This is a genomic window from Alloalcanivorax sp. C16-1 (assembly GCF_046507805.1).
In the GTDB taxonomy this organism is placed as follows: Bacteria; Pseudomonadota; Gammaproteobacteria; order Pseudomonadales; family Alcanivoracaceae; genus Alloalcanivorax.
Genome location: NZ_JBKFTK010000003.1, coordinates 337,864 through 359,848, shown reverse-complemented (window position 1 = coordinate 359,848; position 21,985 = coordinate 337,864). Strand labels below are relative to the sequence as shown.

At 66.4% G+C, this 21,985-nt stretch carries 22 protein-coding genes; 15 read left to right on the top strand and 7 right to left on the bottom strand.

Features of this window, described 5'->3' with window-relative positions:
• Positions 1-11 precede the first annotated feature (11 nt).
• From ACLD0W_RS12240 to ACLD0W_RS12210, 7 genes are read left to right on the top strand one after another with little or no spacing between them, the layout of a single operon-like run.
• Positions 12-953, top strand: a complete 942-nt coding sequence (locus tag ACLD0W_RS12240) for a branched-chain amino acid ABC transporter permease (RefSeq protein ID WP_410307764.1) — start codon at positions 12-14, stop codon at positions 951-953.
• On the top strand, positions 950-2,191 hold the full coding sequence (locus ACLD0W_RS12235) for a branched-chain amino acid ABC transporter permease (RefSeq protein ID WP_410307763.1): 1,242 nt from the start codon (positions 950-952) through the stop codon (positions 2,189-2,191). The genes ACLD0W_RS12240 and ACLD0W_RS12235 overlap by 4 nt, the downstream gene beginning before the upstream one ends.
• Positions 2,188-2,937, top strand: coding sequence for an ABC transporter ATP-binding protein (locus tag ACLD0W_RS12230; protein WP_410307762.1), 750 nt, complete (start codon positions 2,188-2,190; stop codon positions 2,935-2,937). Before ACLD0W_RS12235 ends, ACLD0W_RS12230 begins: the two co-directional genes overlap by 4 nt.
• Entirely contained in the window at positions 2,937-3,632 is a 696-nt protein-coding gene (locus tag ACLD0W_RS12225; RefSeq protein ID WP_410307761.1) for an ABC transporter ATP-binding protein, read from the top strand. The genes ACLD0W_RS12230 and ACLD0W_RS12225 overlap by 1 nt, the downstream gene beginning before the upstream one ends.
• The gene (locus ACLD0W_RS12220; RefSeq protein WP_410307760.1) at positions 3,629-5,227 is read left to right on the top strand and encodes a carboxylesterase/lipase family protein; all 1,599 of its coding nucleotides are present in this window, start codon (positions 3,629-3,631) and stop codon (positions 5,225-5,227) included. Before ACLD0W_RS12225 ends, ACLD0W_RS12220 begins: the two co-directional genes overlap by 4 nt.
• Positions 5,224-6,789, top strand: a complete 1,566-nt coding sequence (locus ACLD0W_RS12215) for an AMP-binding protein (RefSeq protein WP_410307759.1) — start codon at positions 5,224-5,226, stop codon at positions 6,787-6,789. The genes ACLD0W_RS12220 and ACLD0W_RS12215 overlap by 4 nt, the downstream gene beginning before the upstream one ends.
• Before the next feature lie 39 nt (positions 6,790-6,828).
• Positions 6,829-7,557 (top strand): TetR/AcrR family transcriptional regulator, encoded by a 729-nt coding sequence (locus ACLD0W_RS12210; RefSeq protein WP_410307758.1) that lies wholly within the window; start codon positions 6,829-6,831, stop codon positions 7,555-7,557.
• A 170-nt stretch (positions 7,558-7,727) separates the two neighbouring features.
• On the opposite strand, the gene ACLD0W_RS12205 is transcribed toward ACLD0W_RS12210, so the two are convergent.
• The 5 genes from ACLD0W_RS12205 to ACLD0W_RS12185 all read right to left on the bottom strand — a co-directional run bounded on the left by ACLD0W_RS12205 (position 7,728) and on the right by ACLD0W_RS12185 (position 12,740).
• Positions 7,728-8,930: an acetyl-CoA C-acyltransferase gene (locus tag ACLD0W_RS12205; RefSeq protein WP_410307757.1), complete on the bottom strand. Its 1,203-nt coding sequence runs from the start codon at positions 8,928-8,930 to the stop codon at positions 7,728-7,730.
• A gap of 20 nt (positions 8,931-8,950) precedes the next feature.
• Complete coding sequence (locus tag ACLD0W_RS12200; RefSeq protein ID WP_410307756.1) at positions 8,951-9,871, bottom strand: SDR family oxidoreductase; 921 nt, start codon at positions 9,869-9,871, stop codon at positions 8,951-8,953.
• Positions 9,872-9,967: 96 nt separating this feature from the next.
• Positions 9,968-10,435 carry a MaoC family dehydratase gene (locus ACLD0W_RS12195; protein WP_204429476.1) on the bottom strand — a complete coding sequence of 156 codons (468 nt, stop codon included), beginning with the start codon at positions 10,433-10,435 and terminating at the stop codon, positions 9,968-9,970.
• Positions 10,436-10,459: 24 nt separating this feature from the next.
• Positions 10,460-11,545, bottom strand: a complete 1,086-nt coding sequence (locus tag ACLD0W_RS12190; RefSeq protein WP_410307755.1) for an acyl-CoA dehydrogenase family protein — start codon at positions 11,543-11,545, stop codon at positions 10,460-10,462.
• Between the two features lie 10 nt (positions 11,546-11,555).
• Entirely contained in the window at positions 11,556-12,740 is a 1,185-nt protein-coding gene (locus ACLD0W_RS12185; protein WP_410307754.1) for an acyl-CoA dehydrogenase family protein, read from the bottom strand.
• A gap of 260 nt (positions 12,741-13,000) precedes the next feature.
• Between ACLD0W_RS12185 and ACLD0W_RS12180 the strand changes: the two genes are divergently transcribed.
• Complete coding sequence (locus ACLD0W_RS12180) at positions 13,001-13,627, top strand: TetR/AcrR family transcriptional regulator (RefSeq protein WP_410307753.1); 627 nt, start codon at positions 13,001-13,003, stop codon at positions 13,625-13,627.
• A gap of 30 nt (positions 13,628-13,657) precedes the next feature.
• Here ACLD0W_RS12180 and ACLD0W_RS12175 read toward each other — a convergent pair whose 3' ends face one another.
• A complete protein-coding gene (locus ACLD0W_RS12175) occupies positions 13,658-14,437 on the bottom strand; it encodes an enoyl-CoA hydratase/isomerase family protein (protein ID WP_410307752.1) in 780 nt (259 codons plus the stop codon).
• 173 nt (positions 14,438-14,610) lie between these two features.
• Between ACLD0W_RS12175 and ACLD0W_RS12170 the strand changes: the two genes are divergently transcribed.
• The 7 genes from ACLD0W_RS12170 to ACLD0W_RS12140 all read left to right on the top strand — a co-directional run bounded on the left by ACLD0W_RS12170 (position 14,611) and on the right by ACLD0W_RS12140 (position 21,100).
• On the top strand, positions 14,611-15,288 hold the full coding sequence (locus tag ACLD0W_RS12170; protein ID WP_410307751.1) for a histidine phosphatase family protein: 678 nt from the start codon (positions 14,611-14,613) through the stop codon (positions 15,286-15,288).
• Positions 15,289-15,337: 49 nt separating this feature from the next.
• Positions 15,338-16,546, top strand: a complete 1,209-nt coding sequence (locus ACLD0W_RS12165) for an acyl-CoA dehydrogenase family protein (RefSeq protein ID WP_410307750.1) — start codon at positions 15,338-15,340, stop codon at positions 16,544-16,546.
• 121 nt (positions 16,547-16,667) lie between these two features.
• The gene (locus ACLD0W_RS12160) at positions 16,668-17,699 is read left to right on the top strand and encodes a phosphotransferase (protein WP_410307749.1); all 1,032 of its coding nucleotides are present in this window, start codon (positions 16,668-16,670) and stop codon (positions 17,697-17,699) included.
• A 19-nt stretch (positions 17,700-17,718) separates the two neighbouring features.
• Positions 17,719-18,486, top strand: a complete 768-nt coding sequence (locus ACLD0W_RS12155) for an SDR family oxidoreductase (RefSeq protein ID WP_410307748.1) — start codon at positions 17,719-17,721, stop codon at positions 18,484-18,486.
• A 22-nt stretch (positions 18,487-18,508) separates the two neighbouring features.
• Complete coding sequence (locus ACLD0W_RS12150) at positions 18,509-19,288, top strand: SDR family NAD(P)-dependent oxidoreductase (protein WP_410307747.1); 780 nt, start codon at positions 18,509-18,511, stop codon at positions 19,286-19,288.
• Positions 19,289-19,354: 66 nt separating this feature from the next.
• Positions 19,355-20,155 (top strand): SDR family NAD(P)-dependent oxidoreductase, encoded by an 801-nt coding sequence (locus tag ACLD0W_RS12145; protein ID WP_410307746.1) that lies wholly within the window; start codon positions 19,355-19,357, stop codon positions 20,153-20,155.
• Positions 20,156-20,179: 24 nt separating this feature from the next.
• The gene (locus ACLD0W_RS12140) at positions 20,180-21,100 is read left to right on the top strand and encodes an SMP-30/gluconolactonase/LRE family protein (protein WP_410307745.1); all 921 of its coding nucleotides are present in this window, start codon (positions 20,180-20,182) and stop codon (positions 21,098-21,100) included.
• A gap of 35 nt (positions 21,101-21,135) precedes the next feature.
• On the opposite strand, the gene ACLD0W_RS12135 is transcribed toward ACLD0W_RS12140, so the two are convergent.
• The gene (locus ACLD0W_RS12135) at positions 21,136-21,984 is read right to left on the bottom strand and encodes a crotonase/enoyl-CoA hydratase family protein (RefSeq protein ID WP_410307744.1); all 849 of its coding nucleotides are present in this window, start codon (positions 21,982-21,984) and stop codon (positions 21,136-21,138) included.
• Between the last annotated feature and the right edge of the window lies 1 nt (position 21,985).

The following is a 21,985-nucleotide window of genomic DNA, read 5'->3' as shown; positions in this document are numbered from 1 at the left end:
GGAGTCGTTTGATGCTCGAAATAATCGTCTTTTCCACGCTTAACGGACTGCTGTACGGCTTGCTGCTGTTCATGCTGTCCAGTGGTCTGACGCTGATTTTCTCGATGATGGGCGTGCTCAACTTCGCCCACGCCAGTTTCTATATGCTCGGCGCCTACTTCGCCTACGCGCTGGGCCTGCACGTGGGCTTCTGGCCCGCCTTGCTGCTGTCGCCGTTGCTGGTGGCGGGCCTGGGCGCGGTGGTGGAACGGTTTGGCCTGCGGCGCGTGCACGAGCACGGCCATGTGGCGGAGCTGCTGTTCACCTTCGGCCTGGCCTATGTGATCGATGAGACGGTGCACCTGCTGTGGGGCTCGATCCCGGTGTCCTATACCGCCCCGGACTACATGCGCGCGCCGCTGTTCAGTCTGTTCGGCACCGATTATTCCATTTACCGGGGCGTGACCATGCTGATCGCGATACTGATGTTCGCGGCGCTCTGGTACCTGCTCAAAAAGACCCGGGTGGGCATGATGATCCGCGCCGCCCTGACCCATGGCGCCATGGTCGGCCATCTCGGTCATAACGTGCCGCGCCTGTTCATGGGCGTGTTCGCCTTCGGCTGTGCCCTGGCGGCGCTGGCCGGCGTGATCGGCGGGCCGCTGCTGAGCACCGAACCGGGCATGGCCCAGTCGCTCGGGCCGGTGGTGTTCGTGGTGGTGGTGGTCGGTGGCATGGGCTCGCTGCTCGGTGCCTTCTATGCCTCCCTGCTGATCGGTCTGGTGCAAACCTTCTTCGTCGCCCTGGATGTGTCCATCGGTGACTTGCTCAATGCAATCGGCTTCGGCGTTGATCCTTACGGTGAGGTGACCGGCATCACCCTGGCGTCGATCGCGCCGATGACGCCCTTCATCCTGCTGGTGCTGATTCTGATTTTTCGCCCGCGTGGCCTGATGGGAGAGCTGGAACCATGAGTCTTCACGTTTCCCCATGGCGCGCCCTGGCGCCCTGGCTGATCAGTCTGCTGGCGCTGTTGGTGATCCCGGTGCTGGTGAGCAGCAACGGCACTTTCAGCATCATCAATCTGGTCGCCATCAATATCGTGTTCGCGCTGTCCTACAACATGTTGCTCGGCCAGGGCGGGATGCTGTCCTTCGGCCACGCGGTGTTCTTCGGCTTGGGCGCCTACGGTGCCATTCACGTGATGAACCTGATCGGCGACGCCGGCTATGACGGCCAGGGGTTCTGGGCGCACTTCCCGGTATACCTGCTGCCGCTGGTGGGCTTCGCCACCGGCGCCCTGGCGGCGCTGCTGGTGGGCTGGCCGTTCTGCCGCCGCGCTGGCACCGCCTTCGCCATGATCACCCTGGGGCTGGGCGAGCTGGTGGCCGCCGGCTCGCAAATGTTTCCCACCGTGTTCGGCGGCGAGGCCGGGGTGTTCAGCAACCGCATGGTGGGCCCGGTGTGGTTTGGTCTGGAGCTGGCACAGCCCGCCGACGTGTACTGGTTCTCCGCGTTCTGGGTACTGCTGGCGGTGTTCGCCATGTGGGCGTTCACGCGCACGCCGCTGGGTCGTATGTCCAACGCCGTGCGCGATAACGCCGAGCGGCTCCAGTTCATCGGCTACCCACCCCGTAACCTGCGTTTTCTGGTGTTCATCGCCGCCGGTGGCTTCGCCGGGCTGGGCGGTGGCATGGCGGCGGTGAACTACGAGATCGTCACGCCGGAATCCCTGGGCCTGCTGACCTCCGGCCTGGCGCTGCTGATGGCGGCGGTGGGCGGTCTGGGCGTGTTCTACGGCCCGATCGTCGGCGCCATTCTGGTGACCGTGATGAACTCCCTGCTCAGCGACTACACCGACGCCTCTATCCTCTATGTGGGGCTGGTGTTCCTGGCGGTGGTGATGTTCGCCCCCGCCGGTCTGGGCGGTGGCATCGAGCAGGTGCGCCAGGCCTGGCGGCGCGGTGATCTGGCCGCCCATCTGCCCGGCTGGCTGGGCGGTGCCGTGGCGGTGCTGCTGATCGCGCTGGGGCTGGTGGGCACCATCGAGCTGGTGTACCAGCTCAGCCATGGCCGCGACAAACTGGCCCAGGTGCTGGGGCTGCAACCGGACCCCTCGTCCCCGCTGGTATGGCTGGGCGTGGCGGCGCTGTTCGCCGCCGGCGTCGGCGTGGCGCGGGCCAGCAAACACTATCGGGAGGCACGGGCATGAGTCACGCCTTGGTAATCGATGATCTGAAGAAAAACTTTGGCCCCGCCGAGGTGATTCGCGGCGTCAACCTGCGGGTGGAGAAGGGCGAAGTGCACGCGGTGATCGGCCCCAACGGCGCCGGCAAATCCACCTTCTTCAATCTGGTGTCCGGGGCCTTCGCGCCCACCAGCGGCGAGGTGCGGCTGCACGGGCAGCGCATCGACGGCCTGGCCCCGGAAAAGATCCAGCAGCGCGGCCTGGCCCGTTCGTTCCAGGTCAGTAATGTGTTCGGCAATCTGTCGGTGTTCGAGAACCTGCGCTGCGCCTGCTTCAAACAAAGCGCGTCGGGTTACACCTTCTGGCGGCCGGCGGGTTCGGTGAAGCGCGCCAACCGGCGTGCCGAGGAGGTGCTGGCGATGATCGGCCTGGCGGAGCTGCGCGACAGCCCCGCCGGCGCCTTGCCCTACGCCAGCCAGCGGGCCCTGGAAATCGGCATGACCATTGCCGGCGAGGCCGACGTGGTGTTGCTGGACGAACCCACCGCCGGCATGAGCAACACCGAAACCACCCAGGCCATCGAGCTGATCCGCCAGGTGGCCGAGGGCCGCACCCTGATGATCGTGGAGCACGACATGGGCGTGGTGTTCGAACTGGCGGACCGCATTTCCGTGCTGGTGTACGGAGAGATCATCGCCACCGGCAGCCCGGAGGCAATCCGCAACGACCCCCGCGTGAAAGAAGCCTATCTGGGCGAGGAGGCGGCGTGATGCTGGAAGTGCGCGATCTGCATGCCTATTACGGCAAGAGTCATATTCTCAACGGCGTCGATCTCTCCATCGGTGAGGGGGAGGTGGTGTCGCTGCTGGGCCGCAACGGCGTGGGCCGATCCACCACCGTCAAGGCGATCATGGGCGAGGTGCCGCCGCAGGGCTCGGTGCGCTTTCGCGGTGAGGAGATCGCCGGCCTGCCCAACCATCGCATTGCCCGCAAGGGGCTCGGCTATGTGCCGGAAAACCGGGACATCTTCCCGACCCTGTCAGTGCGCCAGAACCTGGAGCTGGGCATCAAGAACACCCGTTCGCCCGGCCCCTGGAAAGTGGAGCAGTTTCTCGACATGTTCCCCAATCTGGCGCGCCGCGCCGATGCGCCGGCGGGCGTGCTGTCCGGTGGCGAGAAGCAGATGCTGACCATCAGCCGTACCCTGATGGGCGACCCGAAACTGATCATGATCGACGAGCCCACCGAAGGGCTGGCACCGCTGATCGTCAAGCAGATCGGTGAGCTGATCTCGGAAATCGCCCGCGCCGGCGTGTCGATTCTGCTGGTGGAACAGAAGCTGTCCATCGCCATGGACATTTCCCACCGGGTGCTGGTGATGGGGCACGGTCGCATCGTCTTCGAAGGCACGCCGGCGGCCCTGCGCGACGACGAGGCGGTGCGCCGCGAATGGCTGGAGGTGTGAGAAACGGCCAAGGGCCGGGCGACGGCGAGGTGCGCGTCAACGCGCCCGCCGGCGCCCTGCGCGGTGCCCGGGAGAACGGGCTGAGGGTGTTCAAGGGTGTGCCCTACGCCCGGCCGCCGGTGGGCGAATACCGCTGGCGGCCGCCGGCGCCGATGCCGATCTGGGCCGGGGTGCGTGACGCCACCCGCTTCGGGCCGGCCTGCCCGCAGCCGCCGTCCCGGCCCGGCAGCCTGTACGCCCCGGCGCTGCCCGGCCAGAACGAGGATTGCCTGACCCTCAACATCTGGACGCCGGAGGAGGCCCGCCGGGCGCCGGTGTTGGTTTATCTGCACGGCGGCGCGCTGAACACCGGCGGCGCCGCCGAGCCAATGCTGGACGGGGCCGCCCTGGCCCGGCGCGGGCTGGTGGTGGTGACCCTCAATTACCGCCTGGCGGTGCTGGGCTATCTGGCGCATCCGGCGCTGAGCGCGGAATCGCCGGAGGGCGTGTCCGGTAACTATGGGCTGCTCGATCAGATCGCCGCGCTGCGCTGGGTGCGCGACAACATCAGTGCCTTCGGCGGCGACCCGGACTCGGTGACCGTGGCCGGCGAATCCGCCGGCGCCCTCAGCGTGCTGTATCTGATGGCGTCGCCCCGGGCCCGGGGGCTGTTTCACCGGGCGGTGGCGCAGAGCGCCTATCTGATTTCCCACCCGGCCCTGTCCCGCGCCGAATGCGGCGAGCCCCCCGCCGAGGAGATCGGCGAACGCCTGGTCCGGGCGCTGGGAGTGCGTGACCTGGATGCCCTGCGGGCGCTGGATGCGCACACCCTGACCCGGGCGGCGGCGGAGGCCGGCTACGCGCCCCTGGGCACCGTGGACGGTCGGGTGCTGCCACGCCAATTGCTGGACGTGTTCGAGCGCGGTGAGCAGGCGCCGGTGCCGGTGCTGGCCGGCTTCAACAGCGGCGAGGTGCGCTCGCTGCGCTTTCTGCTGCCGCCGGCGCCCGCCGACGCCGGTGCCTATGAAGCCGCGGTACGGCGCGGCTACGGCGATCTGGCGGCGGACTTCCTGCGGCTGTACCCGGCCGCCGACGGCGAGGAGAGCCGGCTGGCGGCGCTGCGCGACGCGCTCTACGGCTGGACCGCCGACCGGCTCGGGCGGGCCTGCGGCGCCGTCGGCCAGGACGCCTGGCTGTACCTGTTCGACCACGGCTACCCGGCGGCCAACGAACGGGGCCTGCACGGCTTCCACGCCGCCGAGATCCCCTATGTGTTCGGCACCGCCGCGCGCACCACGCCCCTGTGGCCGCCGATCCCCGACCGTGAGGAGGAACAGCGGCTGTCGCGGGCGCTGGGGGACTACTGGGCGGCGTTCGCCCGGGACGGTCGACCCGCCGCCGAAGGCCAGCCGCGCTGGCCGGCCTACGCGGAACACCCGCGCGGCCGCTGGCTGCGAGTGGCCGCCGCGCCGACCCCGGAGGTGGACCCGCTGCCCGGCCATTTCGCCTTGCACGACACCCTGGTGCGGCGCCGGCGACGGGCCGGCGACACCCCCTGGAACTGGAACATCGGCTGCGCGGCGCCGCCGCTGGCCGACCCTTCGGAGACACCATGAACGACGCCACCATGCAGCCCTACCGGCTGACCCTGGATAAATTTCTCGACCACGCCGCCAAGTGGCATGCCGACACCACCGTGGCCACCGCCACCGACCACGGCGGCGTGGAGCGAACCGACTATGCCACTCTGCACCGCCAGGCCCGGCGGGTGTCGGCCTGGCTGGCCGGCCTGGGCGTGGCCCCCGGCGAGCGGGTGGCGACCCTGGCCTGGAACAGCCGTGCCCATCTGGCCGCCTGGTACGGCATCATGGGCCTGGGGGCGGTCTGCCACACCCTGAACCCGCGCCTCACCGACACCCAGAGCGCCGACATGGTGACCCAATCCGGCGCCCGGGTGCTGATCGCCAGCGCCGATCTGGCGCCCCTGGCCCGGCGCATCGCCGCCGCCGCGCCGGTGCTCACCGAGCTGTTTCTGATCGATGGGGAAGGGGAGCTGCCGGCCCTGGAGCCGGCCCTGGAAGGGCTGGACGCGTCGGCCGTACGCTGGGGCGAGTTCGACGAGCACAGCCCCGCCGGGCTGTGTTTCACCTCCGGCACCACCGGCGCCCCCAAGGGCGTGCTCTACACCCACCGCTCGGGCCATCTGCACACGCTGCGGTCGCTGCAGGCCGACGTGCTGGGGCTGGGCGCCCACGATGTGGTGCTGACGGCGGTGCCCATGTTCCACGCCAATGCCTGGGGCCTGCCGTTCGCGGCCCCGGCGGTGGGTGCGCGGCTGGTGCTGCCGGGCCGCCATCTGGACGGCGCCAGCCTGGCCGCGTTGATCAACTGCGAAGGCGTGACCCTGGCCGCCGGCGTGCCCACCGTCTGGCTGGGGTTGCTCAACCACGTGGAGGCGGAAGGGTTGGAGCTGCCCACGCTGAAACGCATCATGGTGGGCGGTGCACCCATGTCGGCGGCGCTGATGGAGCGTCTGGAACAGCGCCTGGGCGTGGTGGTGCAGACCAGCTGGGGCATGACCGAGCTGTCGCCGCTGGGCACCATCATGCCCGCCGGTGAAGCCCGCCGCGACGCCGCCTCGGCGGGGCGGGTGTCGGTGGGCGTGGACCTGCTGCTCACCGACGAGCACGGCGCGCCCCTGCCGGAGCAGCGCAACGCCGAGGGCCACCTGCGGGTGCGCGGCCCGGCGGTGGTGGCCCGCTACCTGGATCAGAAGGACAGCGCGCTGGACCGGGACGGCTGGTTCGCCACCGGGGACCTGGCGCGGCTCGATGACCAGGGCCGCCTGTTCATCACCGGCCGCGCCAAGGACCTGATCAAATCCGGCGGCGAATGGATCAATCCGGCGGAACTGGAGGCCATCGTCGGCGCCCTGCCACGGGTGGCACAGGCGGCGGTGATCGCCCGGCCCGATGCGCGCTGGGGCGAGCGGCCGCTGCTGATCGTCGAAATCAAGGACGGTCAGGCCATCGAGGACGGGGAAATACTGGACGCCATGCGGGGGCGCGTGGCTTCATGGTGGCTGCCCGACGCGGTGGTGCGGGTGGACAGCATGCCGCTGGCGGCCACCGGAAAAATCGACAAGAAAAGCCTGCGCGCGGAATACGGCCAAGCCTGAACGGTCCGCGCCGGCGCCGACAACGAGTCCGTATCGACAATGACAGCCCGAGAAAAGCCGGCCGGCAAGCCGTCGGCGACGCCACGCCGCAAAGGCCTGAGCCGCGCCGAACGGCGCGCCGAGATGACCGAACGGATCATGGACGCGGCGGAGTATCTGTTCTCCAAGCACGGCCTGTATGGCGTGACGCTGAAGGACGTGGCCAAGCGCATCGACGTGCACCACACCCTGATCAACTACTACTTCGACGACAAGAAGCAGCTGTTCGACGCGGTGTTCGCGCGGCGCGCGGTGGAAACCAGCGGCCGCCGCATGACCGCGCTGGACGATTACGAGCGTGCCTGTGACGGCCGCCCCACGGTGGAGGGGGCGCTGCACGCCTACCTGGACACCGACCTGGACACCTACATCCAGGGCGGCGAAGGCTGGCGTAACTACGCGGCGTTCGCCGCCCAGGTGGCGAACACGCCGGAGTGGGGCGCGGAAATGATGGACCGGCATTTCGATCCGGTGGTGCTGCGGCTCATCGACCTGCTCAAGAAGGCCCTGCCGGAGGCGTCCGAGGAGGACGTGTTCTGGGGCTATCACTTCGTCACCGGGGCGCTGGTACTGACCCTGGCGCGCACCGGCCGCATCGATAAATTGTCCGGCGGGATTTGCCGGTCGGACGATTTCGAGGCGGTGAAAAAACGCATGGCACGCTTCATGGCCGCCGGCATGATCGAGATCTGCGAAGACCGCGCCCGCCAACGTTCATCCGCGCAATAAAAAGGCCGCGTCAGCGGCCCTCGTGCGGTGAAGATACTTGGGAAGGGGCGCCGGTTGGCGCGATCATCACCTCGATAATGGCCGGCGCATTTGGGGCACGCCGGCCTGCTGACGCGGCAAAGCGTTGCCGGACCCGAAAGGGGACGGGCCCGGCGATTCGGTGACGCCGCTCAGAAGACTTCGAACAGACCGGCGGCGCCGATGCCACCGCCCACGCACATGGTCACCACCACGTACTTGACGCCACGGCGCTTGCCTTCGATCAGCGCGTGGCCGGTCATGCGCGCACCGGACATGCCGTAGGGGTGACCGATGGAGATGGCGCCGCCGTTGACGTTGTACTTCTCCGGGTCGATGCCCAGCTTGTCACGGCTGTACAGGCACTGGCTGGCGAACGCTTCGTTCAGTTCCCACAGGCCGATGTCGTCCACGGTCAGGCCGAAGCGCTTGAGCAGTTTCGGTACCGCGAATACCGGGCCGATGCCCATTTCGTCCGGGTCGCAGCCGGCCACGGCCATGCCGCGATAGGCGCCCAGGGGCTGCAGGCCGAGACGCTCGGCTTCCTTGGCTTCCATCAGCACGCAGGCGCTGGCGCCGTCGGACAGCTGGGAAGCGTTGCCGGCGGTGATGAATTTGCCTTCCTGGATTTCCAGGCCGTCCTTGAACACCGGCTTCAGGCTTTGCAGGCCTTCCAGGGTGGTCTCCGGGCGGTTGCCTTCGTCCTTGGCCAGGGTCACTTCCTTATCGGAAATTTCCTTGGTCTCTTTGTTCATCACCTTCATGGTGGTGGTCAGCGGCACGATCTCGTCGTCGAACTTGCCTTCCTGCTGGGCCTTGGCGGTGCGCATCTGGGACTGGTAGGCGTACTCGTCCTGGGCATCGCGGGACACGTTGTAGCGGTCGGCGACCACTTCCGCGGTTTCCAGCATGCTCATGTAGATGTCCGGGCGGTTGGCCTTGAGCCAGGGGTCACGGGCGCGGAAGGTGTTCATCTTGTCGTTCTGCACCAGGGAGATCGACTCCAGGCCGCCGGCGACCGCCACGTCCATGTTGTCGACGATGATTTCCTTGGCGGCGGTGGCGATGGCCATCAGGCCGGAGGCGCACTGGCGGTCGATGGTCATGCCGGCCACGGAGGTGGGCAGGCCACCGCGCAGGGCGCACTGGCGGGCGGTGTTGCCGCTGGTGGAACCCTGCTGCAGGGCGGCGCCCATGATCACGTCCTGGATGCTTTCCGGGTCGATCTTGGCGCGTTCCACGGCATGCTTGATGACGTGACCACCCAGCTCCTGGGCCTGGGTGTCGTTAAAGGCACCGCGATAGGCCTTGCCGATCGGGGTACGGGCGGTGGAAACAATGACGGCTTCTCTCATGATGGCCTCGCTCTCTACGTTTAATTCAGCTTGATGCCCTTGGCGTGGGCGGCTTTGGTCAGAATCTTGGAGACATGGTCACCGCCGTTCTGCATTTCCTTGGCGTTACTCATGTCGCTGAGCTGGTCGAAGTGGGCGGCGATGGCGTCCGGCGTGCGTTCGCCTTCGTCCAGATAGATGCCGTCGCTTTCCATCAGCCGCACCATGGCGTAGCAGCCGGCGCCGGCCAGCACGATGCGACGGTTGGGGGCCTGATCACTGGCCAGGAACAGCACCGCCGGGGTGATTTCCGAGGGCTCCAGCAGCGCCAGCACTTCCTTGGGCATCAGGTCCTCGGTCATGCGGGTGGCGGCGGTGGGGGCGATGCAGTTGACCTTGATGTCGTACTTGCCGCCTTCCAGGCACAGGGTGTTCATCAGTCCGGCCACCGCCATCTTGGCGGCGCCGTAGTTGGCCTGGCCGAAGTTGCCGTACAGGCCGGAGGTGGAGGTGGTCATGACGATGCGGCCGTAGCCCTGATCGCGCATGATCGGCCACACGGCGCGGCTGCAGTTGGCGGAGCCGGTCAGGTGCACGGCCACCACCTTATCCCACTCGTCGTCGCTCATCTTAACGAAACTTTTGTCGCGCAGGATGCCGGCGTTATTGATGAGAACGTCGATCCGGCCCCACTTGTCCATCACCGCCTGGACCATGGCCTGGACCTGCTCGCGGTTGGACACGTCGGCGCCGTCGGCCATCGCTTCGCCGCCGGCGGCGGTGATTTCCGCCACCACCTTCTCGGCGGCCTCGCTGGAACCGCCGCTGCCGTCCCGGGCGCCGCCGAAGTCATTGACCACCACCTTGGCGCCCAGCCGTGCCAGTTCCAGGGCGTGGCATTTTCCCAGGCCATTACCGGCCCCGGTGACGATGGCCACGCGGCCCTCGAAATTGATGCTCATAAAAAATCTCCGTTGGAGAGCCACAAGCTACAGGCTTCAAGCCACAAGCAGGCATGGCGCCGCTTGCAGCTTGAAGCCTGAAACTTTTGGCTGGTTTCAGCCCAGCACCGTCAGGCCCAGCCACTCGCAGGCGATGGCCGGCTTTTCGACGCCGTCGATTTCCACGCTGACCGCGTAGCGGATCAGGTAGCGGTTGTCGCCGCGCGGTTCGATGCCGGCCAGTTTAAAGTGGCCGCGCACTTTCGAGCCGGAGCGTACCGGGTTGAGAAAGCGCACCTTGTCGAGGCCGTAGTTGATGCCCATCACCGCGCCTTCCAGGCGCGGCACCACGTCGATGGACATGGCGGACAGCAGGGACAGGCTCAGGAAACCGTGGGCGATGGTGCCGCCGAACGGGGTTTCCTTGGCGGCCCGCTCCGGGTCCACGTGGATCCACTGGGGATCCTCGGTGAGGTCGGCGAAGGCGTCGATGCGCGCCTGGTCCACCGGGAACCAGCGGGAGGTGCCCAGGTCTTCACCGACCTTGGCCTGAAGTTGTTCGAGGCTGAGCGTGTTGTTGGACATTGTGGTGCTCTCCGAATCCGTGAATCAATAACCGCGCAGGGCCGCGAAGCGGTCGGCGCAGTAGTTGGCGTCGCCCAGGGTTTCACCCCCGGCACGGGCGCGCTTGAGGAAGAAGCCGATGTCGAATTCATCGGTCATGCCGATGCCGCCGTGCATCTGCACCGCTTCCTGGCCGGCCAGCAGCGCCACCCGGGCGGCCTTGGCCTTGGCGGCCAGCACCTGCTGGTCGGCGTCGTCGGCGCCCTGGTCACAGGCGTTCAGGGCCTGCAACGCCAGGGCTTCGCTCATCGCCACTTCGCCGCTGAGCTGGGCGGCCCGGTGCTGCAGGGCCTGGAAGGTGCCGATCAGGCGCCCGAACTGCTTGCGCTCTTTCAGGTAGCCCAGGGTACGTTCGAACGCTTCCAGCGCCAGCCCGGACAGTTCCGCGGCCAGCACCGCGCGGCCGGCGCGCAGGGCGGCGGCCAGGGCAGCGGCGCCGTCGGCCATGGCTTCCGCCTGCACCGCGTCAAAGCGGATGCGCGCCGCGTTGCGGCTGTCCGCCATCACCGTGCGTTCGATGGTCACGCCGTCGGCCTTGGGGTCCACCAGGTAGAGGGCCGCCTGGTCGCCTTCACCGGCGGCCACCAGCAGCAGGTCGGCCACATGGCCGTCCAGTACCAGCCGTTTCTCGCCGCTCAGGGTGCCGCCTTCCACGCGGGCTTGCAGGCGTTCCGGGCGGTGCTTGGCGCCGTCGTCCACCGCCAGGGCGATGATCGCGGTGCCCTCGGCGATGGCCGGCAGCCATTTCGCTTTCTGCTCGTCGCTGCCGCCGGCGCTCAGGGCGGCGGCGCCCAGCACGGCGGTGGACAGGAACGGGGTCACCGACAGGTTACGGCCGATTTCCCGGGCCACCAGGCCGGCGCCCACCAGGCCGAAGCCGATGCCGCCGTGTTCCTCGGGCACCAGGATACCGGTCAGGCCGGCTTCCACCATGGCCTGCCACAGCGGCTCATCGTAACCCTTGTCGGACTGTTCGTCGCGCAATTGGCGCAGGTGGGACACCGGGCCCTTGTCGGCCATCAGCCGGGCCACGGAGTCCTGCAGCATCTGTTGTTCGTCGTTGAGCTTCATAGTCGACTCCTTATGCGTCCGGCAGGCCCAGCAGGCGTTTGGAAACGATGCCCAGCATCACCTCGGAGGTGCCGCCTTCGATGGAATTGCCCTTGGAACGCAGCCACTCGCGGGCGAACAGCCCGCCCAGGGTGCGCTCGCTGTCCCACTCCAGGCCTTCGCTGCCCAGGGCATCCATCATCAGTTCGTAGCGGCGCTTGTTCAGCTCGGTGCCGTAGTACTTGAGCACCGCGGACTGGGCGCCCACGCCCTGGCCGGCTTCCGCTTCGGCGCGAATCTTGCCCACCAGCGCCTGGAACGCCATATGGTCGATTTCCAGGCCGGCGATGTCGGCGCGCAGGCCGGCGTCGGCCAGCTTGCCGTGCTCGGTGCCCACGTATTCCGCGGCCAGCGGGCCCAGGGCGCGGCCCTTGAGGAAGCCCGGCGGCTCGCCGCCGATGTTGTTGCGCTCATGGGTGAGCAGATATTTGGCCACGTCCCAGCCACGGTTCAGCTCGCCCACCACCTGGTGCTTGTCCACCTTGACGTCGTCGAAGAAGGTCTCGCAGAACGGGGATTCGCCGGAAATCAGCTCGATGGGACGGGTGGAAACGCCTTCGTTCTCCATGTCGAACAGCACGAAGGAAATGCCATTGTGCTTGGTGGCTTGCGGGTCGGTGCGCACCAGACAGAAAATCCAGTCCGCCTTGTCCGCGTAGGAGGTCCAGATCTTCTGGCCGTTGACCAGGAAGTGGTCGCCCTTGTCCTCGGCGCGGGTCTGCAGGCTGGCCAGGTCGGAACCGGCGTTGGGTTCGGAATAGCCCTGGCACCAGCGGATCTCGCCGCGACAGATGGGCGGCAGGTGCTCGCGCTTGAGTTCCTCGCTGCCGAATTTGAGCAGCGCCGGGCCGAGCATCCAGAAGCCGAAATTGCTCACCGGCGTGCGCGCGTTGATGCGCTTCATTTCCTCGGCGAGGATCTCCGCTTCTTCCTGGCTCAGGCCGCCGCCGCCGTATTCCTTGGGCCACTGGGGCGCGGTCCAGCCCTTGTCCGCCATGCGTTCCATCCACACTTTCTGGGCTTCGGACTGGAACTGCCATTTGCGGCCGCCCCAGCAGTGGTCGGCCTGGCTTTTCAGGGGTTGGCGCATTTCCTCGGGGCAATTGGCTTCCAGCCAGGCCCGGGTTTCCGCGCGGAACGGTTCGAGATCCGACATCTTGGGTCCTCCCGAGCTGTTATGAAACAGCTTTTCATTTATTGGGCAAATCGGCCCCAAAGTATGTTGGCCCCATATCGGGGCGTCCAGTGTGAAAAGCGGCACTGATCGCGGCGGTAATGACATGATCGACCATGACGTGTGCAAAAGCGGCTCTTCACGGGCCACGCGGCCACATCGGCGACCGGCCCGTCCGTGCTACATTTGCGCCTCAACGACGATGCGCTCCGGACCGGCGCAAGGCAGAAAGAGGACTTGGCATGACATCCCCCCGGGCCGGGCTGGACACCAGCCCCCGCGATACCATTCTGGATGCGGCGGCGCGCGCCTTCATGGAGCGTGGTTTCAAGGCCACCAGCATCGATGACATCGCCCGCCGGCTGGGAGCCACCAAGGGCATGGTCTACCACTATTTCGATTCCAAAACCGACCTGTTCTTCGAGATCCATCAGCGTGGCATGGACGCTCTGTTCGAAGCCATCGAGCCGGAGCTCAAGCGCGACCTGCCCGCCGCCGAGCGGCTGCACGCCATGGCCCGCCGCCACGTGGCCACCCTGATCGACACCCAGCATTTTCAGCGCGCCGTGGCGGAGGGGGTGCAGATGCACCTGCGCCTGAGCACCACCGAGGCCCAGCGCCGCGAGCTGACCCGCCTGCAGAACCGGCGCCGCCGCTACGAGCAGGTGTTTCTGGAGGTGCTGTGCGAGGGTATCCGCCAGGGCGACCTGCACGCCGGCGAGCCGCGCCTGGCGATCAAGCCGGTGCTGGGCGCGCTCAACTCGGTAATCAATTGGTACCACCCGCGCTACGACACCGGCACCGGCGCCCTGGACGCCCTGATCGAGGAGGTCACCACGGTGGCCCTGCGGGGGCTGGTGGCGCGGTGAAGCGGCCATAGGCCGCTGCTTATTTCTTGTTCAGGACTTTTTCTTGTTCAAGAACTTATCGAAGATCGCCCGGGTCTCGTCGCTGAACATGCGCTCGCCGAACAACACCGATTCCTTCTTGATCTGCTCGCGGATGGCGTCGGCGCCGTGGCGGGTAAGCTGCTTGGTGTACCGCATCGCCTGGGGCGGTTTGGCGGCCAGTTTGCCGCCCAGTTCCAGGGCTTTCTCGCGCAGCTCATCGTCGCCGCAGCGGTAGGCCACCAGGCCCATGCGCAGGGCCTCGTCGGCGCTCAGGCTGTCGCCGGCCATCAGCAGCCGGTTGGCGTTCTGGCGACCCAGCAGGCCGGGCAGGATCAGGCTGGAGCCGGCTTCCGGCACCAGCCCCAGGTTGATGAAGGCGGTGTAGAAACGGGCGCTGTCGGCGGCGATCACCAGGTCGCAGTGCAGCAGCAGGGTGGTGCCGATGCCGGTGGCATTGCCGTGCACGGCGGCCATCACCGGCTTGTCCAGCTCCAGCAGCCGGTGCACCAGCTGCATGGCGGCGCTCAGCTCGCCGTTGCGGCGCGCTTCCGGGTCGGCGTTAAGAAAATCGCCGATGTCATTGCCGGCGGTGAAAGCCCGCCCATTGGCGTTGAACAGCAGGGCGTTGAGGTCGTCCCGGTCGCGGAAATGGTCCACCGCCCGGCCCAGATCCAGATACATTTCCGTGCTCAGGGCGTTCAGTTTGTCCGGCCGGTCCAGGGTCACCTCCAGCAGGGCGCCGTGTTCGGTGACGGCCACGAAGCCGCTTTTCAGGTCCAGGCTGCTCATTGTTATCTCCCAGTCTCGCCAACGATAAAGCCAAGAAAATATCGGAATAGGGTTTCGCAATAAAGCCTTTCTTCCCCATAAGCCAGACTTATTCTCCCGGATGCAAAATATCAATTTCACTAACTTAGGGGCCTGCTCTAGGCTGTCTTCATCACTGCGAGGGCACCTTATTCATGGCCGAGTTCTACCTGGTCCGACACGGGCAGGCCTCCTTCGGGGCCGATAACTACGACAAGCTGTCCCAGCTGGGCCACCAGCAGGCGCGCTGGCTGGGCGAGTACTACCGGGAGCGGGGGCTGGACTTCGATGCCCTGGTCACCGGCGATCTGGTCCGCCACGTGGAAACCGGCGAAGGCATTCTGGAAGGATTGGGCACGGGCCTGGCGGCGGACGTGCAGCCGGGGCTCAACGAATTCGATTTCCACAGCATCGTCGACGCCTATCTGAGCGCCCACCCGGATCAGGCGCCGCCGGAGGGCGCGCCGGTGGCCGCCTTCTACCGGGTGCTCAAGCGCGCCATGCAGCACTGGCAGGCGGACGGCCTGGAAGGCGCGCTGCCGGAAAGCTGGCTCGGGTTCCATGACCGGGTGGCCGGCGCCATGGCGCACATTCAACAACATTACGCCGACCGCCGGCGGGTGCTGGTGGTCAGCTCCGGCGGCGCCATCGCCATGTGGATGCGCCATATGCTGAACACCGCGGACGACACCGTGGTGGAGCTCAATCTGCAGATTCGGAACACCGGCGTCACCCAGGGCTTTTTCAACGACAAGGTGTTCCGCCTTTCGGTGTTCAACCAGGTGCCGCACCTGGACCGGCAAGACCGCAGCGATTCCATCACTTACAGCTGATCCCGATCATCCACAGCCGGGGGCCCGCGGGTTCCCAACGGAGACGACAATGGATTTTCAATATTCGGAAAAGACCCAGGACCTGATCAACCAGGTGCGTACCTTCATCAACAATGAAGTGCTGCCCGCCGAACACACCTTCCACGAGCAGCTGCAAAAGAGCCCCTGGGAAACCCCGGCGGTGGTCCACGAGCTCAAGGAAAAAGCCCGCGCCAAGGGCCTGTGGAACCTGTTCCTGCCCAAGGAGCACGGTGAGTGGAGCCCGGGCCTGAGCAACCTGGAATACGCGCCCCTGGCCGAGGAAATGGGCCGCAACCACTTCGCCGCCGAGGTGTTCAACTGCTCGGCGCCGGACACCGGCAACATGGAAGTGCTGGCCAAGTACGGCAACGACCAGCAGAAAGAGCAATGGCTCAAGCCGCTGCTGGAAGGCAAGATCCGCTCCGCCTTCGCCATGACCGAGCCGGAAGTGGCCTCCTCCGACGCCACCAACATCGAGACCTCGATCAAGCGCGACGGTGACGACTATGTGATCAACGGCCGCAAGTTCTATATCTCCGGCGCCATGCGCAAGAGCTGCGAGATCATGATCGTGATGGGCAAGACCGACCCGGACAACCCCAATCGCCATCAGCAGCAGTCGCAGATCCTGGTGCCGGTGAACACCCCCGGCGTCACCGTCAAGCGTCCGATGTACGTGCTCGGCTCCCCGGATGCCCCGGAAGGCCATGCGGAAGTCATTTTTGACAATGTACGGGTGCCCGCCGAAAACATTATTCTCGGTGAAGGTCGCGGCTTCGAGATCGCCCAGGGTCGCCTTGGCCCGGGCCGCATTCACCACTGCATGCGTCTGGTCGGTGCCGCCCAGCGTGCCCTGGAGCTGATGTGCGAGCGCGCCAACACCCGCGTGGCCTTCGGCCAGCCGCTGATCAAGCAGGGCTCCGTGCGCGAGGACATCGCCAAGAGCTACTGCGAGATCGAGCAGGCCCGTCTGATGACCCTGAAAGCCGCCGATCATATGGACCGCTACGGCAACAAGGAAGCCAGGGATCTGATCGCCATGATCAAGATCGTGGCGCCGAGCATGGCGTTCCGGGTGGTCGACCGAGCCATTCAGATCCACGGCGCCGTGGGCCTCAGCCAGGACACGCCGCTGGCCGGCTTCTTCGCCTACGCCCGGACCGTGCGTCTGGCGGACGGTCCGGACCAGGTGCACATGTCCCAGTTGGGCCGCAACCTGGCGAAGCGCTTCGAATAAACGCGGCGTTGACAAGAACACATCGTAGGAGCGGCTTCAGCCGCGAAGGCCGGGCGTCGATGATGGCGCCGGCGATTCGCGGCTGAAGCCGCTCCTACAGCCATTTTTAAGGAGGAGAGTCATGTCCCAGGTGGATACCCTGGATACCGACCGTCTCACGGCGTATCTGGAACAGCATGTGCCCGGATTCAAGGGGCCGATGAGCGCGGAAAAATTCGAGGGCGGCCAGTCCAACCCCACCTTCCGCATCAAGGCGGCCTCCGGGGAATACGTGCTGCGCCGGCAACCTCCCGGCAAGTTGCTCAAGTCCGCCCATGCGGTGGACCGGGAGTTCCGGGTCATGAACGCGCTGCGCGACAGCGACGTGCCGGTGCCGCGCATGTATCACCTGTGCGAGGACCCGGACGTGATCGGCTCCATGTTCTATGTGATGGAGTTCTGTCAGGGCCGGATCTTCTGGGACGCGGCGATTCCGGAAGTGGACAACGCCGCCCGCACCGCCATGTACACGGAAATGAACCGGGTGCTGGCGGCGCTGCACGACGTGGATCTGGACGCCGTGGGGCTCACCGATTACGGCAAGCCGGGCAGCTACTTCGAACGGCAGCTGGGCCGCTGGACCAAGCAATACCGGGCGTCCGAGATCAACCCGATCCAGGCGATGGAGGATCTGATGACCTGGCTGGAGCAAAACCAGCCCGCCGACGACGGCCAGGTGTCCCTGGTGCACGGCGACTATCGCCTGGACAACATGATGTGGCACCCCACCGAGCCGAAGGTGATCGCCGTGCTCGACTGGGAACTGTCCACGCTCGGCCATCCGCTGGCGGACCTGGCCTACCAGTGCATGCAGCTGCGCATGCCCCCGGAGGGCGGCAACCTGTCCGGCCTGCAGGGCAAGGACCGGCACGCACTGGGCATTCCCACCGAGCAGGAATACGTGGCCATGTATTGCGAGCGCCGTGGCATCGACCGCATCGACCACTGGGAATTCTATCTGGCGTTCAGCTTCTTCCGGCTGGCGGCCATCGCCCAGGGCGTGGCCAAGCGAGCCCAGGAAGGCAATGCCTCCAGCAAACGGGCCGGCTGGGCCGCCCAGGTGGTGGAACCGCTGGCGGCCATGGCCATGAAAATCGTCCGCGAGGGCGCATAAAAATTTTTGGGAGAGTTTTATGAGCACCAACCTGTTTGATCTGAACGGTAAGATCGCCCTGGTCACCGGCGCCAGCCGGGGCATCGGCGAGGAGATCGCCAAGCTGCTGGCGGAGCAGGGCGCCCACGTGATCGTTTCCAGCCGTAAAATCGACGGCTGCCAGGCGGTGGCGGACGCCATCAATAACGCCGGCGGCAGCGCCGAGGCGTTCGCCTGCCACATCGGCGAGATGGTGCAGATCGAAGCGATCTTCGAGCACATCAAGGGCGCCCATGGCGGCAAGCTGGACATCCTGGTCAACAACGCCGCCGCCAACCCCTACTTTGGCCATATCCTCGATACGCCGGTGGCGGCTTTCGACAAGACCGTGGACGTGAACCTGCGCGGCTATTTCTACATGTCCGTGGAGGGCGCCAAACTGATGAAGGAAAACGGTGGCGGCGCCATCGTCAACACCGCCTCCATCAACGGCCTGTCGCCGGGCAACATGCAGGGCATCTATTCGATCTCCAAGGCGGCGGTGATCAGCATGACCAAATCCTTCGCCCAGGAATGCGCTGAGTTCAACATCCGCGTCAACGCGCTGCTGCCCGGCCTGACCAAGACCAAGTTCGCCGGCGCTCTGTTCGAACAGGAAGCCATCTACAAAAGCGCCATCGCCCAGATCCCCATGCACCGCCACGCCGAGCCCCGCGAAATGGCCGGCACGGTGCTGTATCTGGTGTCCGATGCGTCCAGTTACGTGACGGGCGAGTGTGTGGTGGTGGACGGCGGCTTCACTATCTGAAAGCAGTTAAAGGTGAGCCTCTATGGATCCAATGCTGGATTTCACCGGTAAAGTAGCGCTGATCACCGGCGCCGCCAGTGGTTTCGGCGCCTTGTTGGCGCGGGAGCTGGGGCGGCGCGGGGCGCGGCTGGTGCTCGGTGATCTCAATGTGGACGCCCTGGATAAGCTGGTGGCGGACCTGGAAGGCGAGGGCGTGACCGCCCTGGCCCGGCGCTGTGACGTGTCCAGCGAGGCGGATTGCAAGGCGTTGGTGGACGTCGCTCTGGAGCACCACGGTCGCCTGGATCTGTCCGCCAACAATGCCGGTATCGCCCACGGCTTTCTGGGCATGGAAGAGCTGACCGGCGAGCTGCTCGATCAGCAGATCAACGTCAACGTGAAAGGCGTGATGTTCGGCATGAAGTATCAGATCCCCGCCCTGCGTCAGAGTGGTGGCGGCGCCATCCTCAATACCAGTTCCATGGCCGGCATCGGCGGCGGGCCCAAGATCGGCGCCTACGCCGCCGCCAAGCACGCGGTGATCGGTCTGACCCGCACCGCCGCCGTGGAGTGCGGCCGCAAGAACATTCGCGTCAACGCCATCTGCCCTTATTACACCCGTACGCCCATGCTGGAGGGCGATGGCCTGGCCAGCGGTGGCGACGCGGACAAAACCCTGGCGATGATGGCCGCCGGCAGCCCCATGAAGCGCATCGGCGAGCCCGAGGAAATCGTCGCCGTGATGCTGATGCTGCTGTCGCCGGCGAACACTTATATGAACGGCCAGGCCATCGCCGTGGACGGCGGCGTCTCGGCGTTTTAAGGCCCATCCCGTAGGAGCGGCTTCAGCCGCGCCTACAATTTGTCGCTTTTTATTCGGAGAACAACCATGACGAATCGTTTGGCGGACAAGATTACCGTGATCACCGGCGCCACCTCCGGCATCGGCGAGGCCACCGCGCGGCGCTTTATCGAAGAGGGTGCCACCGTGGTGCTGGCCGGCCGCTCCGAGGACAAGGGCGAGGCCCTGGCCAAGGAGCTGGGTGAGCGCGCCGTGTTCAAGCGCACCGACATCATGGATGAGAACGACATCGCCGCCCTGGTGGATTTCACCGTGGACCGGTTCGGGCGTCTGGACTGCCTGTTCAACAACGCCGGCGCCGGCGACCGCACCGGCGTGGACACCTTCGATGAAGCCGAATTCGCCCGCATCATGCGCCTGCTGGTCGGCGCGCCGGCGTTCGGCATCAAGCACGCCGCCCGGGTGATGAAGGAAAGCGGCGGCGGCAGCATCATCAACAACGCCAGCATCGCCGGCCACCGTCTCAACCAGGGCGGCTATCTGTATTCCGGCGCCAAGGCGGCGGTGGCTCATATGACCCGCCTGGCCGGCGCCGAATTGGGCGAGTTCAATATCCGCGTCAACGCCATCTCCCCCGGCGCCGTGGCCACGCCGATCTTCTGGGGCGGCTCCCAGCGCGCCCAAGGCCTCAGCGACGAGGAAAACCAGCGCAAGATGGAGAAGCTGCAGGCCAACCTGGCCAAGGCCACGCCGTTGCCGCGCTCCGGCCTGGCCGATGATATCGCCTTCGCGGCGGTGTTCCTGGCCAGCGACGAAGGCAGCTTCATCAACAGCCATGATCTGGTGGTGGACGGCGGTCGTATCGCCATGTTCAACGAGAAAGGCTGATCGCGGCCTTATAAGGAGAACAACATGGCCGACTACACCGTGATCACCGATGGGCTGCTCTTCCCCGAGGGGCCCATCGCCATGCCCGACGGCACCTTCATCGTGGTGGAGATCGCCGCCGGGCGGTTGACCCGGGTGCACCCGGATGGCCGCAAGGAGACCATCGCCGAGCCCGGTGGCGGGCCCAACGGGGCGGCCATCGGGCCGGACGGCGCCTGCTACGTGTGCAACAACGGTGGCATGCAGTTCCACGAGAAGGACGGGCTGCTGTTGCCCGGGGATATGCCCGAGGACTACTCCGGCGGGCGCATCGAGCGCATCGACCTGGACACCGGCAAGGTGGAGGTGCTGTACACGGAAGTGAACGGCGAGCCGCTCAAGGGCCCCAACGACATCGTGTTCGATAAACAGGGCGGCTTCTGGTTCACCGACCTGGGCAAGGGCCGGGGTCGCAGCCAGGATCGGGGCGGTTTGTACTATGCCCGCATCGACGGCTCCTTTATCCGTGAAGCGGTGTTTCCGATTCCCACCGCCAACGGGGTGGGGCTGTCACCGGACGAGAAGACCGTGTACGTGGCCGATACCCTGCCGGGCCGGCTGTGGGCCATGGACATTATCGGTGAAGGGGAGGTGGCGCGACCGCCGGGGCCGCGCCGGCCGGGCCGCCTGGTGGGGCAGCCTTCGGAGTTCTGCTACTTCGACTCCCTGGCGGTGGACGCCGACGGCAACATCTGCGTGGCCACCATCTACCACTCCGGCATCACCATCTTTTCACCGGACGGCGCCAGCATCCGCCACGTGCCCACCGACGATCTGGTGACCACCAACATCTGCTTCGGCGGCGCCGATCTGCGCACCGCCTACATCACCTTGTCCAGCGCCGGTAAGCTGGTGTCCATGCCCTGGGAGCGCCCCGGGCTGCCGCTGAACTTTCTGAACGTCTGAACGGGGGGCATCGCGGCGTCGGCCGCGATGCCCTGTCAGACGCCGCCTTTCACTTCACCGGCCAGCGGTGGCAGCGGCGTGAAGTCGCCTTCGCCACCTTGCTTGCCCGCTTCGATGGCGGCCTGGACTTCTTCCACATGCAGCATGCCGGCGTTCCAGGTCACCACGTAATCCAGGGCGTCGGCGGTGTTGTGGTCGCGGGCGTAGGTGATCATGCGCTTGCAACCGTGCACCGCCAGCGGTGATTTGCCGGCGATTTCCCGGGCCACCGCCAGCGCTTTTTCCAGGGTCGCCTCGCGGTCGTCCAGCACCGCGTTGAACAGACCCCGGCGCTCCGCTTCCGGGGCGCCCATGCGGCGGCCGGTGTAGGCCAGCTCGCGCACGATGCCCTCGGGCAGCAACTTGCACAGACGCGGAAAAGTGCCCACGTCGGCGGTCAGCCCCACATTGATTTCGTAGATGGTGAGAAAGGCGTCGGCGCTGGCATAGCGCAGGTCGCAGGCACTGATCAGATCCACGCCGCCGCCGATGCAGCCGCCGTGCAGGGCGGCGATCACCGGCACCCGGCATTCTTCCAGGGCGCTGAAGCTTTGCTGCATCAACGCCGTATGCTGGCGGAAGCGCGCCGCCTTTTGCACCCGGGCGGTGCGGTCCGCCGGGTCCGGCGGCGCGCCGAACATGCCCAGGTCGAGGCCGGCGGTGAAGTGCTTGCCGTTAGCGTTGATGACGATGGCGCGCACGCCACCGTCACCGTCCAGGGCACGCACCGCCGCCGGCAGTTCGTTCCAGAAGTCCGCGTTCATGGCGTTGAGCTGATCGGGACGATCCAGGGTGATCAGCGCCACCCGGTCGTCCACGGACACGCTCAGGGTTTCGTAGGTCATG

What these genes read in the sequence shown, in the direction of transcription:
- ACLD0W_RS12240 (WP_410307764.1), top strand. Translation starts at nt 12, where the DNA reads ATGCTCGAAATAATCGTCTTTTCCACGCTTAACGGACTGCTGTACGGC.
- ACLD0W_RS12235 (WP_410307763.1), top strand. Translation starts at nt 950, where the DNA reads ATGAGTCTTCACGTTTCCCCATGGCGCGCCCTGGCGCCCTGGCTGATC.
- ACLD0W_RS12230 (WP_410307762.1), top strand. Translation starts at nt 2,188, where the DNA reads ATGAGTCACGCCTTGGTAATCGATGATCTGAAGAAAAACTTTGGCCCC.
- ACLD0W_RS12225 (WP_410307761.1), top strand. Translation starts at nt 2,937, where the DNA reads ATGCTGGAAGTGCGCGATCTGCATGCCTATTACGGCAAGAGTCATATT.
- ACLD0W_RS12215 (WP_410307759.1), top strand. Translation starts at nt 5,224, where the DNA reads ATGAACGACGCCACCATGCAGCCCTACCGGCTGACCCTGGATAAATTT.
- ACLD0W_RS12210 (WP_410307758.1), top strand. Translation starts at nt 6,829, where the DNA reads ATGACAGCCCGAGAAAAGCCGGCCGGCAAGCCGTCGGCGACGCCACGC.
- ACLD0W_RS12205 (WP_410307757.1), bottom strand. Translation starts at nt 8,930, where the DNA reads ATGAGAGAAGCCGTCATTGTTTCCACCGCCCGTACCCCGATCGGCAAG.
- ACLD0W_RS12200 (WP_410307756.1), bottom strand. Translation starts at nt 9,871, where the DNA reads ATGAGCATCAATTTCGAGGGCCGCGTGGCCATCGTCACCGGGGCCGGT.
- ACLD0W_RS12195 (WP_204429476.1), bottom strand. Translation starts at nt 10,435, where the DNA reads ATGTCCAACAACACGCTCAGCCTCGAACAACTTCAGGCCAAGGTCGGT.
- ACLD0W_RS12190 (WP_410307755.1), bottom strand. Translation starts at nt 11,545, where the DNA reads ATGAAGCTCAACGACGAACAACAGATGCTGCAGGACTCCGTGGCCCGG.
- ACLD0W_RS12185 (WP_410307754.1), bottom strand. Translation starts at nt 12,740, where the DNA reads ATGTCGGATCTCGAACCGTTCCGCGCGGAAACCCGGGCCTGGCTGGAA.
- ACLD0W_RS12180 (WP_410307753.1), top strand. Translation starts at nt 13,001, where the DNA reads ATGACATCCCCCCGGGCCGGGCTGGACACCAGCCCCCGCGATACCATT.
- ACLD0W_RS12175 (WP_410307752.1), bottom strand. Translation starts at nt 14,437, where the DNA reads ATGAGCAGCCTGGACCTGAAAAGCGGCTTCGTGGCCGTCACCGAACAC.
- ACLD0W_RS12170 (WP_410307751.1), top strand. Translation starts at nt 14,611, where the DNA reads ATGGCCGAGTTCTACCTGGTCCGACACGGGCAGGCCTCCTTCGGGGCC.
- ACLD0W_RS12165 (WP_410307750.1), top strand. Translation starts at nt 15,338, where the DNA reads ATGGATTTTCAATATTCGGAAAAGACCCAGGACCTGATCAACCAGGTG.
- ACLD0W_RS12160 (WP_410307749.1), top strand. Translation starts at nt 16,668, where the DNA reads ATGTCCCAGGTGGATACCCTGGATACCGACCGTCTCACGGCGTATCTG.
- ACLD0W_RS12155 (WP_410307748.1), top strand. Translation starts at nt 17,719, where the DNA reads ATGAGCACCAACCTGTTTGATCTGAACGGTAAGATCGCCCTGGTCACC.
- ACLD0W_RS12150 (WP_410307747.1), top strand. Translation starts at nt 18,509, where the DNA reads ATGGATCCAATGCTGGATTTCACCGGTAAAGTAGCGCTGATCACCGGC.
- ACLD0W_RS12145 (WP_410307746.1), top strand. Translation starts at nt 19,355, where the DNA reads ATGACGAATCGTTTGGCGGACAAGATTACCGTGATCACCGGCGCCACC.
- ACLD0W_RS12140 (WP_410307745.1), top strand. Translation starts at nt 20,180, where the DNA reads ATGGCCGACTACACCGTGATCACCGATGGGCTGCTCTTCCCCGAGGGG.
- ACLD0W_RS12135 (WP_410307744.1), bottom strand. Translation starts at nt 21,984, where the DNA reads ATGACCTACGAAACCCTGAGCGTGTCCGTGGACGACCGGGTGGCGCTG.